Consider the following 12,598-nt stretch of genomic DNA (forward strand, 5'->3'; position numbering starts at 1 on the left):
AGTTTTTGAGGAGTATTCCCATGGATGCAATCATTATCGACAAGAGCGACGGATCTCAGCATCGTCAGTCCGTAACCGGTCTGAAGCTTGACGAAGCGTCTGTCGTCAAACTTCCCGTCGCGCCGGAAAGCGTTGTTTCATTCGAACAGAACGGCAACGATCTCCTAATCGTCACGACCGCCGGGGAGACAATCGTCATCGGTGATTTCTTCATCGATTTCGATGACGAGCGCAGTGAGCTGATCCTTGTCGACGATGACGGCATTGCGTGGTGGGGGCAGTATTCCGGTCCGTGGAGCGATTTCGCCTTCGCCGAGATCGGCGCTGATGGCGTGGCCCCGTTCCCGTTCGCGGCGCTGGGCGGACTTGCCGCCGCCGGGGCCGGTGGTCTGGCCTTTGCCGGGGGCGGCGGCGATGACGATGCCGCGACCGTATTCCCGGTGGTCGACGTGCAGGATATCACCGACGACCCGACCGGCAACCGCGTGACGGTCAGCGGCAACAGCACGGGCGACTACGTTGTCGTGTCCTACCCGGACGAAAACGGCAACATTGTCACATCCGATCCCATTCCGGTCGATGAGAACGGAAACTGGTCGCATGACATTCCACGCGACAACATTGCCGAGGGCGATGTTGAGGTGGTCGGAACTGTTACCGACGAAAACGGCAATCCGGTCGAAGACGAAAACGGTAACCCGATTTCCGATTCAGACATGACGAATCTGGACCTGACCGACCCCTCGGTCGTGGTCGATATCGAGAACAATGGCCAGACCGGTGAGGTTACCTTCACCTTCTCCGAAGCCGTGACCGGTTTCGATGCGTCCGATGTCAGCGTTGGCAACGGCACGCTGTCGAACCTGACCAAGGTCAACGACACCACCTGGACGGCCACGGTCACCCCGAACGCCACCGGCGATGTCACGGTTGCCGTCGGCGACGGCTCCTACACCGACCTTGCCGGCAATCCGGGCACGCCCGGCTCCGATAGCGAGGCCTTCGACCGCACCGCGCCGACGGTCGGCGTCGAGATCACCGATAACGGCCAGGACGGCACGCTGGTGCTGACTTTCTCGCCGGATACCGATCGCGACAGCTTTGACCCGACCGCCGACCTTGAACTGGAGAATGCCGATCTCGGCACGGATGGCACGTGGTCGGAAGATGCTGATGGCAACCAGGTCTGGACGGCCACGATCACCCCGACCGGGAATGGCGAATTGACGGCCACCGTCACCGACGGTTCCTACACTGATACGGCCGGCAATGAAGGCTCGGAAGGCGCCGACAGCGAGACCTTCGACGTCGACGGCCCGTCCGTCGTGGTCGATATCGTCAATGAAGGCCAAACCGGCACGGTGACCTTCACCTTCTCCGAACCGGTGACCGGCTTCGATGGTAGCGATGTTAGCGTTGGCAACGGCACGCTGTCGAACCTGAGGCAGACCGGCCCCAACACCTGGACGGCGACGGTCACCCCGGAAGCGACCGGCGATGTCACGGTTGCCGTTGGCGACGGCTCCTACACCGACCTTGCCGGCAATCCGGGCACGCCCGGCTCCGACAGCGAGGCCTTCGACCGCACCGCGCCGACGGTCGGCGTCGAGATTACCGATAACGGCCAGGACGGCACGCTGGTGCTGACTTTCTCGCCGGATACCGATCGCGACAGCTTCGATCCGGCCGACGATCTCGATCTGGAAAACGCCGATCTCGGCACGGATGGCACGTGGTCGGAAGACGCCGACGGCAACCAGATCTGGACCGCAACCATCACCCCGACCGGCAATGGCGAAGTGACGGCCACCGTTACCGACGGCTCTTACACGGATACCGCCGGCAATGAAGGCTCGGAAGGCGCCGACAGCGAGACCTTCGACGTCGACGGCCCGTCCGTCGTGGTTGATATCGTCAATGAAGGCCAGACCGGCACGGTTACCTTCACCTTCTCCGAACCCGTAACCGGCTTTGAGGCTGGCGATGTTACCGTTGGCAACGGCACGCTTTCGAACCTGACGCAGACCGGTCCCAACACATGGACCGCCACGGTCACCCCGGAAGTAACCGGGGATGTCACGGTTTCGGTCGGCAACGGCTCCTACACCGACCTTGCCGGCAACCCGGGCACGCCCGGCTCGGACAGCGAGGCCTTCGACCGCACCGCGCCGACGGTCGGCGTCGAGATCACCGATAACGGCCAGGACGGCACGCTGGTGCTGACCTTCTCGCCGGATACCGATCGCGACAGCTTCGATCCGGCCGCCGATCTCGATCTGGAGAATGCCGATCTCGGCACGGATGGCACGTGGTCGGAAGATGCCGATGGCAACCAGGTCTGGACGGCCACGATCACCCCGACCGGGAATGGCGAAGTGACGGCCACCGTCACCGACGGTTCCTACACGGATACCGCCGGCAATGAAGGCTCGGAAGGCTACGACGACGAGACCTTCGACGTCGACGGCCCGTCCGTCACGGTCGATATCGTCAATGAAGGCCAGACCGGCACGGTGACCTTCACCTTCTCCGAGCCCGTGACCGGCTTCGATGGCAGCGATGTTACCGTTGGCAACGGCACGCTCTCGAACCTGACGCAGACCGGTCCCAACACCTGGACGGCCACGGTCACCCCGGAAGCGACCGGCGATGTCACGGTTGCCGTTGGCGACGGCTCCTATACCGACCTTGCCGGCAACCCCGGCACGCCCGGCTCCGACAGCGAGGTCTTCGACCGCACCGCGCCGACGGTCGGCGTCGAGATTACCGATAACGGCCAGGACGGCACGCTGGTGCTGACTTTCTCGCCGGATACCGATCGCGACAGCTTCGATCCGGCCGCCGATCTCGATCTGGAAAACGCCGATCTCGGCACGGATGGCACGTGGTCGGAAGATGCCGACGGCAACCAGGTCTGGACGGCAACCATCACCCCGACCGGCAATGGCGAAGTGACGGCCACCGTTACCGACGGTTCCTACACGGATACGGCCGGCAATGAAGGCTCGGAAGGCGCCGACAGCGAGACCTTCGACGTCGATGGTCCGTCCGTCACGGTCGATATCGATATCGACGATAACGGTCTGGGAGGTGACGTCACCTTCACCTTCTCCGAAGACGTTGATGGGTTCGACGCCTCCGATATCAGCGTCAACAACGGTACCCTGTCGAACCTGCAGCAGGTTGACGGTCATACCTGGACCGCAAGGGTGACGCCTGACAAGGCCGGCGGCGACCTGACCGTCACGGTTGCCGACGAGAGCTATACCGACAAGGTCGGCAATCTCGGCTCGGAAGGCGCGGATACCGAGGCATTTGAGCGCAATGCGCCGCTCGCACACGAGGACAATGTCAGCCTGCAGCTTGCCGGCGATGACTTCATGAGCGATGAGAACTTCAACATCGCCTTCGTTCTCGATTTCAGCGGTAGCGTGGACAACACCGAAGCCCATCAGATGCTGGAGGCCGTCAAAGCAGCCGGTCAGGCTTTTTTCGAAGGCACGACCGGCGACGTAAAAATCCAGCTCGTGGCGTTTTCTTCGGACGCCAGTTCGACAGTGTCCTTCAGCAGCTATGCCGACTTCGCGGCGCAGGTCGATGCCTGGGATGCCCAGCGTCCTTATAGCAGCCAGACCAACTACACGGCGGCGATCAAAGAGACGATGGAGTCCTATCAGCCTATCGACGGCTACGACAATCGCGTCTTCTTCATGAGCGATGGAGAGCCGACCCGTCAGTATGAAACAGACGGCAACGGCAACATCGAACATTCGTTGCAGAGCGCGACGGAGGCTGCATGGAATGATTTCGTTGCGAACAACCAAATCGACGTGCAGACGGTCGGCATCGGCCAGGGCGTTACTGTGCCCCGGCTGCAGGATGTCGATGAGGCCGACGGCGACAATCATGTGGTCCAGGTGGCCAACTTCGACGACCTCGTGGACGAACTGCTCGACGTCCTCAAGGAAGTGGATGTCTCCGGCAATGTGCTGAACGGCGCCGATGGCGTCGCCGGTACCGCGGATGACGATCTTCTCGGTATCGATGGCGGCCGCATCCTATCGATCGATGTCGATGGAGAGACCTATACCTATGATCAGGGCCGTATTATCGACCACAACGGCAACCAGGTCGAGGACGGGTCGATCCTCAACGCGGAAACCGACCAGGGCGGCAGGCTCGTCTTTGATTTCGAAACTGGCGACTGGACCTACACGGCTGATCCCGACACGGGCATGGGCGAGGAAGATTTCCGCTATGTGCTTACCGATGACAGCGGTGACACCAGCGAAGCCTCGCTGAAGATCGATGTTCAGGAGGCCGGCGCCACTGCGTCTGCCGCACGCATGGCAATCGAGACCGACAGTGCGGAAGACGGCGGCGATGCGGCGGCTCAAAGCGTGTTCCACGCCGAGACGCTGGGCCTCGCGTCGATCGATGAAGCCCCGGCCAATGACGATGACGCCAGCGGCGATCATCCGGCCGCCGATGACGACATCGACGTGGCCGAGCTTGTCTATGAGGACAATGTCGAAAGCCTCGAGGCTTACCTGCCCGAGGAAAAGCACGCGGATAGCGCGGCGGCAAATGACTCGCAGGACTTCAGCGATCCGGGCACGGCCAGCATCGATCTCAACGAGCTTGAAGATCACGCCATGATGGTGGGCTGAGCCCCTCATCTGTGCCCATGAAGCACGATTGACAGCCGGAGCTTGGCCCCGGCTGCCAGATCCTTTTTGCAATAAGTCTGTCTCAGCCATGAATATCCACATCAACAGAAATCGCGAGAACGGTGAAGAGGTCGAGCTTTCGGCCGGTACCGTTTCGGCCTGCTGGATCGAGGCTCTGCTGACGGTTGCCGGCCATTACCGGATCGACTGTTCACCCGAGCAATTGCGGCTCGCCGATGCCTGGGATAACAGCGGCGACCGCAAGAGAAGTTTCGGCAAGCTTGCCCGTCAGGCCGGCCTTTCGATCCGGTTCATCAGCACCGATCTTCGCAAGATCAACGATATGCGGCTGCCGGTCGTGCTGGTCTTGAAGGATGGCGAGGTTGCCGTCGCTACGCGGCGCAATGGCGACCGGTTGACGCTTGGTTTTTCAGGCGATGGCGGGCTGTCGTCTGATATCAAGATTGACGGGATCCGGGACAGGGTCGAACTGGTGGCGGTAATCCGCCCGGCCGGCGGCGTGCCGGACGGACGGATCGACAATTATATCGAACCGTTCCGCAAGCACTGGATGAGATCGATCGTCCTTGCCGATCTCAGGCCCTATGTGTTCATCATGCTGGCCTCGCTTGCGGCCAATATCCTTGCGCTCGCCAGCGTCATCTTCTCCATGCAGGTCTATGACCGGGTGGTGCCGGCGCAATCCTATCCGACGCTGTTCGTGTTGGGCGGCGGCGCGCTTATTGCCGTGATCTTCGCCTTCGTCATGCGCCAGATGCGCATGAAGATCACGGATGTGCTCGGCAAACGCGCCGATCTGCGCATCTCCGACAAGGTCTTCGGCCATGCGCTGCGTGTCAAGAACAGCGCCCGTCCGCAGGCGACCGGCACCTTTATTTCCCAGCTTCGCGAGCTCGAGCATGTGCGCGAGATGATGACCTCGTCAGCCGTCTCGGCGATTGCGGATATTCCGTTCTTTCTGCTGTTCTGCCTGATCTTCTGGTGGGTTGCCGGCAATCTGGTCTGGGTTCCGGCGGTCGCCGTGCTGCTGCTGATCCTGCCCGGCGTTCTGGCGCAGGGCCGGCTGCGGACGCTGGCCAAGGCCAATATGCGCGAATCCGCGCTGCGCAACGCCATGCTGGTGGAGGCCGTCCAGGGGCTGGACGACATCAAGCTGCTGCAGGCCGAAGATCGGTTTCAGAACCACTGGAACCACTACAACGCGGTCAACGCCGACAGCGGCATGAAGCTGCGCGATCTCGTCGGCACGCTCGGCAACTGGACCCAGACGGTGCAGGGCATGGTCTATATCGCCGTCGTCGCGGCCGGCGCGCCGGCGGTGATGTTCGGCGACATGACGACGGGCGCGCTGGTTGCCGCCGCCATGCTGTCGACGCGCATGCTGGCGCCGCTCGCCGGCGTGGCACAGATCCTCAACCGCTGGCAGCAGGCGAAGATTGCCGGCGAAAGCCTCGACAAGATCATGACGCTGCCGGTCGATCATCCCGAAAACGCAAAGCGCATCCACAAGCCGGTGATCAAGGGCGAATTCCAGTTCGCGAATGCTGTCTTTGCCTATGAAAAGGAGCCGGTGCTCACCGTCGAGGGTCTGAAGATCGCGGCGGGCTCGAAGGTCGGCATTATCGGCCGCAACGGCGCCGGCAAGTCGACCCTGCTGCAGGGGCTTTCCGGGCTGATGGAAGCACGCTCGGGCACGGTGCTGGTCGACGGCGTCAACATCACCCATGTCGATCCGGCCGATCTGCGCCGCCATATCGGCCTTGCTGGCCAGAACGCCCGGCTATTCTACGGCACGATCCGCGAAAATCTCTGCCTCGGCGCGCCCAATGCCCGCGACGAGGAGCTGATCGCCGCCCTTGAGCGCACCGGCGCGTGGGAGTTTATTCGCGCCATGCCCGAGGGCCTCGACCGGCAGATCCAGGAGGGCGGTATCGGCCTTTCCGGCGGCCAGCGTCAGGCCATCATCCTGTCGCGCCTGTTGTTGCGCGAACCCTCGGTGATCCTGCTCGACGAGCCGACCGCGTCGCTTGATGAAACCGCGGAGCAGAAGGTGCTTTCGGCGCTTTCGGAGCTGGCAGGGGAAACCACGCTGGTCGTGGCCACCCACAAGCCGTCGATCCTGGCGCTGGTGGACCGGCTGCTGGTGGTGTCCAACGGCAAGATCATCATGGACGGGCCGCGCGACACGATCCTGACGCGCCTGCGCAAGGGCGAGGCCCTGGCCGGCAGGAAACGCGAGGTGAAGGTCCAATGAGTGCCGCTTCCTATGACAGCCTGATTGAGGGCGACGATATTTCCGCCAGCGGCGCGAACAAAGTCGTGCTGGCACTGTTCCTGATCCTCGCCGCCTTCTTCGTCTGGGCCTACTTCTTCTCGGTGGAGGAAGTGTCGTCGGGACCCGGCACGGTGGTGCCGCTCTCGCATGAACAGGTGATCCAGTCCTTCGACGGCGGTATCCTGGCCGAGCTCGATGTCAGTGCCGGTGAGATCGTCGATAAGGGGCAGGTGCTGGCGCGCCTCGACCCCACACGCGCGCAGGCCGAATATGACGAGACGGCGGCGCGCTACCGCGCTTCGCTGGCCCAGGCAGCGCGCCTGCAGGCGGAAGTCACCGGAGCGGAAAGCGTAACCTTTCCGGCGGCGCCCGACGATTATCCGGAGCTCAGAGCTTCCGAACAGGCTCTGTTTACGGCCCGGACGGAAAGCTACCACGAATCCATCGCCGATATGGAAGCCGATATGGCGCTGCTCGAGGAGCAGCTACGCCTGACCACGCCGCTGCTCGCGACCGGGGCTGCAAGCAAGGTCGAACTGATCAAGCTCAAGCGCGATCGCGGCGACATCAAGCTCAGAATGGATGACATGCGCTCCAAATATGTCATCGAGACCGGCGAGAAGCTGGCGGAGGCGCAGGCGGAAGTGCAGTCGCTGCTGTCCACGCTCAACGGGCTCGAGGACACGATTGCCCACACCACGATCCGCTCCCCGGTTCATGGCGTGATCAAGGATGTGGCGGTGACCACGATCGGCGGCGTGATTTCGCCGAACGGCGCGGTGATGACGATCGTGCCGCTCAACGACCAGCTCCTGATCGAGGCGCGCGTCTCGCCGCGCGATATCGCCTTCATCCATCCCGGCCAGGACGCTCTGGTGAAGATCACCGCCTATGACTACTCGGTCTATGGCGGTCTTGAGGGCACGGTCGAGAATATCTCGCCGGACACGATCCGCGACGAGATCAATCCGGAAAACCTCTATTACCGGGTCTATATCCGCACCGCCTCCGACGCATTGGTGAACGCGGCCGGCAAGCGGTTTCCCATTTCCCCCGGCATGATCGCGACCGTCGATATCAAGACGGGCGAAAAGACCATCTGGGATTATCTCATCAAGCCGCTCAATCGGGGCCGGGAGGCTCTGAGGGAGCGCTGATCGCATGGAAAGCCCATCAGGGGCGAACCGAACCGATGTCAATGAAACTGAAGGAGAGAGAAATGCTGAAGACCATATCCATCGCCGTCCTTGCCGGCCTTCTCACCGCCGGCGCCGCCAGCGCGGGCATGCTGAATGTCCATAACCCGAACATGCGGTTTGACAGCGTGTCGCCAGCGCCGACCGAACTCGACGCCTATTTTGTCCGCCCCGGCAAACCGATCACCGTCGATCGCGTTCGCGAAATCCAGCTTGGCATTTCGCAGCAGGACGTTGCCAAGGTGCTGGGCCAGCCGGTGCGCACCACCAAGAACGGCAAGGCGTGGGACTACGATCTCAAATTCGTCACGGCCGAGGACGGCGAGATCGTCTGCCAGTACAAGGTCCTGTTCGGCAATGGCAACGCGGTTGAAGAAACCGTATGGCGCCGTCCGCAGTGCCGCGACCTCGTGATCGGCCGCAACTGAGTTGTGTAAGACGAATCAGTCGGTTATGTTGAGTCATAACTGATTCGTTCTTCTCCCGCAGCAATCTGTGCGTGCGTTGTCCGCTCGGGAACAAAGCAGTCCTGGGAGGCCGGTTTTGGGCGCTTTCTCAAGGCCGCATAGCATGGAAACGCGGTGACACAATATATTATGCACTGTGCGGCTCCTGCCGCACGGCGTCTGTTGCTCGCACTTTGCGTCGGCGTGGCTGGTGGCGTTGCCGGTTGCTCGACAGGTGGGGCCGGACGACCCTCCGTATCGTTCGAAGACAGGACCGGCTCGATCCAGGAAGAGCGACCGGCGATCGACAAGCCTGCCGATTTGACCGCGGCCGGCCAGAGCATTGACGGCTTGGTGCAGGTCGCGCTCTACCAGAGCCCGGCGATGATCGAGAGCGCCGCAACCATTCGCGAAGCGTCCGGCAATATCGATGTCGCCAAGGGCGGCTACCTGCCCACGATCAGCGGCGGGGTGACCGGCGGCGTCGGCGATGCCGACGACCCGTCCTTCGTGCTTTCGGCCAACCAGCTGCTGTTCGATTTCGGCAGGACGGACCGCGAGGTGGCGCGCGCCGACCTTTCCGCCCAGGAAGCCGTGCTGGAGTTTCAGGCCAATGCCGACAAGGTGCTGATCGATGTGCTGACCGCCTACGCGGAGTTCAGCCGCTACCGCAACAATGTTAAAATCGACCAGGAACGGGTCAAGCGGCTCGGCGAACTGAGCAATCTGATCGGTCAGCGCGCATCGGCGGGTGCCACCACCCAACCGGATGTGCTGGCGGCGCAAAACAGCCTGGAAAAGGCGCGTCACGACCTGCTCGAAATGCAATCCGAACGCGACCGGGCCGCCAACCAGCTTCGTGAATATTCGGGTCCCTTCGCCATCGACCTGGATGTGGACCTGGAGAAGGTTCCGGGGGCCTGCACGCCGACGCCGACGGTACCCGATACCCTCCCGGAAGTCGCACTGGCGCATCTGGAAATCGCCCAGGCCCAGCTTGAATATGAAGACGCCCAGAAGGCCCGTCTGCCCGGTGTCTCGGCCGAGGCTTATGGCCGCCAGCCGCTTTATGACGAGGGGTTCAGGGTGGGCATCAATTTCAACGTGTTGCCGACGCTGTGGCAGGGCGGCGCGATTGAAGCGGCGAAGAGGGCGGCCGAGGATGCGCTCGCCGCAGCGCAGGCGCGCCTCGACAAGGTGCGCCAGACCGCCTCGCTCGATGCGCTTGATGCCGGAACGGCCATGACCAACGCCCGTCAGCTGATTGCATCCGCGAACACCCAGACGAAGTTGCTCGATCAGACCCGGGCGCTTTACCGCAGCCAGTATTTTGATCTCGGCACCCGCAACCTCAACGACCTGCTGGATGCGGAGGAGGATTACTACAACGCCCTGATCGAGCGCAGCGACAGCGAGCGCGACCTCGACATCGCGCTGTTGCAATGTCACCTCACCGGCGGCACGCTCCGCTCCGCTCTCGGCCTCTCCAACGTGACGCTCTACGGCTACCCGATCGACAGTTTCGGCGTCGATGTCGGCGAGGAGGCGGCCGCGTCGGAAAAAGCGGAGGAGCCGTCGCAGCCTCGGCCGCTTCCGGTTCCGCCCGTGACCGGAAAGGCACCGCTTTTTGCGGACGCGGGTTAGCGAAAGGGGCCAGGAGGCCATGCCGGGTAACTGTCGTCGGATAGAAAGTCCGCAACGATCAGGTTGAAGATCTCCGGCTTTTCCATGTGCACGTTATGTGCCGCGCCGGGAACGACGGCGAGGCGGCAGCCGGGGATGGTTTTCCAGAGCGTTTCCGGCTGGCTCCAGCCATAGGAGCGGTCGCCATCGCCCCAGACGACGAGCGTCGGCATCGGGAAATGCGGGAGTGCCGCGGTGCCGTCCCAGCGCTCCCAGGCGGTGAGGCTGGCGAGCGCCGCCTGAAGGCTGGCGCGTGACCCCTCGGCAAGGCAGGCGGCGTAGCCTTCCGCCTCAGCGCCCGCCATGAACCAGGTTGCCGCGATACGGGCGGCGGTCGCCTCGAGCCCTTCGGACAGGATGCGCCTGCGCGAGGTCTCGATCGTCTCGAACCGGTTCGGCAGAACGCCCACAGGCCCCGTGCCGTAGAGAACGAGCTTTTCGGTCCGCTCCGGCGCCATCGCCGCCATCTGCTGGACCACCATGCCGCCCATGGAATGGCCAAGCAGGCGGAAACGATCGACGCCGAGCGCATCCAGCGTCTCGAATACCAACCGGGCATGGCCCTCGATGCTTTCGGGCGCTTCGAGATGACTGCTTGCGCCAAAGCCTGCCAGGTTCGGTGCTATGCAGCGGAAGCGGTCGGAAAAGGCCGCGAACTGGTCGTCCCACATGCCCGCGCCGCCGAGATAGCCGTGGACCAGCACCAGCGCCGGACCTTCGCCCTCGTCTCGGCAGATGAGCGGACCCATGGCGTTCACTCGACGGCCGAGAGGTCGAAATTCTCGCCGGGGAAATATTTCGCCAGCCGGATATCGGCGGTGCGGGCGTGGCCTTCCATGCCTTCAAGGCGCGAGATCCGAGCGGTGGCGAGCGCCACCGGCTTCGAGGCGTCACGGCTGGAACGCTGCCAGGTCACCACCTTCATGAATTTGTGCACCGAAAGCCCGCCGGTATAGCGCGCGGCGCCCGATGTCGGCAGCACGTGGTTGGTGCCCGAAGCCTTGTCGCCGTAAGCCACCGTGGTTTCCTCGCCGAGGAACAGCGAGCCGTAGCATTTCAGCCGGGCGAGCCACCAGTCGAGGTCTTCGGCCTGCACGCTCAGATGTTCCGGCGCGTAGTCGTCGGCGGTTGCGGCAACCTCCTCGCGCGTATCGCAGACGATCACCTCGGCATAGTCGCGCCAGGCGGCCTCGGCGCTTGCCCGATTCGGCTCCGGCAGGCTGTCGATGAGGTTCGGCACGATCGCCATCACCTGTTCCCCGAGCACAGCGCTGTCGGTCACCAGCCAGACCGGCGAGTTGTAGCCGTGCTCTGCCTGACCGACGAGATCGGCGGCGACGAGTTCGGGGTCCGCGCCCGCATCGGCGATCACCAGGCTGTCGGTGGGCCCGGCGAACATGTCGATGCCGACGCGGCCGAACAGAATGCGCTTGGCTTCCGCCACGAACTGGTTGCCCGGGCCGACGAGAATGTCGGCCTTCGGCTGGCCGAACAGGCCAAAGGCCATCGAGGCAACGCCCTGAACGCCGCCCATGGCGAGGATGCTGTCGGCGCCGCAAAGATCGGCGGTGTAGAGGATCGCCGGATGCACGCCGGTTTCGGGTCGGGGCGGCGAGGCGACCGTGACATGGTCGCAGCCCGCAACCTTCGCCGTCGTCACCGTCATAATCGCCGAGGCGACATGGCTGTAGCGCCCGCCCGGCACATAGCATCCGGCGGCCTGGCAGGGGATGATCTTCTGGCCGGCGAAGAAGCCGGGCGCGATCTCGATCTCGGTCTCGCTCAGCGTCGCCTTCTGGGCCTCCGCGAACCGGCGGATATTGTCATGGGCGAAACGGATATCGTCCTTCAGCTTCTGCGGCAGGCTGGCGGCCGCAGCCTCGATCTCCGCGCGGGTGACGACGATACTGCCCTCGTAACGGTCGAATTTTGCGGCATAGGCCTTCGCCGCCGCCTCGCCGCCGGCCTCGATCTCGTCGAGGATGGTCTGGACGATCCCGGTGACGGAGGCGGCATCGCTTTCAGCGGTCTTGATGGCCTTTTTCAGATATCTACGCGGCACGAAACACCCCCTTCACGTCGGGATATTGCAGGAAACGGAAACAGGGCAGGCGGTCTAAGCCTTGCCCTTCCACGGCACCAGTCTGCGCTCGAGAAAGCGCATCAGCATGTCGAAGGCATAGGCGATGGCGGCGATCACGATGATGCCCATGATCACCGTCGGGGTCTGCAAGAATTGGGAGGCCGAGAGCACCATGTAGCCGATGCCCTTGGTGGCGGCGACCATTTCGGCGGCCACCAGCGTCG

At 63.2% G+C, this 12,598-nt stretch carries 8 protein-coding genes; 5 read left to right on the top strand and 3 right to left on the bottom strand.

Going from position 1 to position 12,598, the window contains the following annotated elements; all coding sequences use genetic code 11:
* The first annotated feature begins 20 nt into the window (after window positions 1–20).
* From V6766_RS23945 to V6766_RS23965, 5 genes are all read left to right on the top strand, one after another.
* Window positions 21–4,670, top strand: coding sequence for an Ig-like domain-containing protein (locus tag V6766_RS23945; protein ID WP_448470767.1), 4,650 nt, complete (start codon window positions 21–23; stop codon window positions 4,668–4,670).
* A gap of 88 nt (window positions 4,671–4,758) precedes the next feature.
* Entirely contained in the window at window positions 4,759–6,945 is a 2,187-nt protein-coding gene (locus V6766_RS23950; RefSeq protein WP_448470768.1) for a type I secretion system permease/ATPase, read from the top strand.
* Window positions 6,942–8,123 carry an HlyD family type I secretion periplasmic adaptor subunit gene (locus tag V6766_RS23955; RefSeq protein ID WP_448470769.1) on the top strand — a complete coding sequence of 394 codons (1,182 nt, stop codon included), beginning with the start codon at window positions 6,942–6,944 and terminating at the stop codon, window positions 8,121–8,123. The genes V6766_RS23950 and V6766_RS23955 overlap by 4 nt, the downstream gene beginning before the upstream one ends.
* 62 nt (window positions 8,124–8,185) lie before the next feature.
* The gene (gene bamE, locus V6766_RS23960; protein WP_448470770.1) at window positions 8,186–8,590 is read left to right on the top strand and encodes an outer membrane protein assembly factor BamE domain-containing protein; all 405 of its coding nucleotides are present in this window, start codon (window positions 8,186–8,188) and stop codon (window positions 8,588–8,590) included.
* Between the two features lie 153 nt (window positions 8,591–8,743).
* A complete protein-coding gene (locus V6766_RS23965) occupies window positions 8,744–10,252 on the top strand; it encodes a TolC family protein (RefSeq protein WP_448470771.1) in 1,509 nt (502 codons plus the stop codon).
* Here V6766_RS23965 and V6766_RS23970 read toward each other — a convergent pair.
* The 3 genes from V6766_RS23970 to V6766_RS23980 form a co-directional block, all read right to left on the bottom strand.
* Window positions 10,249–11,040, bottom strand: a complete 792-nt coding sequence (locus V6766_RS23970; RefSeq protein WP_448470772.1) for an alpha/beta fold hydrolase — start codon at window positions 11,038–11,040, stop codon at window positions 10,249–10,251. The genes V6766_RS23965 and V6766_RS23970 overlap by 4 nt on opposite strands.
* 5 nt (window positions 11,041–11,045) lie before the next feature.
* On the bottom strand, window positions 11,046–12,353 hold the full coding sequence (gene hisD / locus V6766_RS23975) for a histidinol dehydrogenase (RefSeq protein WP_448470773.1): 1,308 nt from the start codon (window positions 12,351–12,353) through the stop codon (window positions 11,046–11,048).
* Window positions 12,354–12,407: 54 nt separating this feature from the next.
* The coding region (locus V6766_RS23980) for an ABC transporter permease subunit (protein ID WP_448470774.1) at window positions 12,408–12,598 on the bottom strand (191 nt) is incomplete at its 5' end.

It is taken from the genome of Martelella sp. AMO21009, from assembly GCF_053484295.1.

Coding starts and splice junctions, on each gene's coding strand:
- V6766_RS23945 (WP_448470767.1), top strand. CDS start 21: ATGGATGCAATCATTATCGACAAGAGCGACGGATCTCAGCATCGTCAG.
- V6766_RS23950 (WP_448470768.1), top strand. CDS start 4,759: ATGAATATCCACATCAACAGAAATCGCGAGAACGGTGAAGAGGTCGAG.
- V6766_RS23955 (WP_448470769.1), top strand. CDS start 6,942: ATGAGTGCCGCTTCCTATGACAGCCTGATTGAGGGCGACGATATTTCC.
- bamE (WP_448470770.1), top strand. CDS start 8,186: ATGCTGAAGACCATATCCATCGCCGTCCTTGCCGGCCTTCTCACCGCC.
- V6766_RS23970 (WP_448470772.1), bottom strand. CDS start 11,040: ATGGGTCCGCTCATCTGCCGAGACGAGGGCGAAGGTCCGGCGCTGGTG.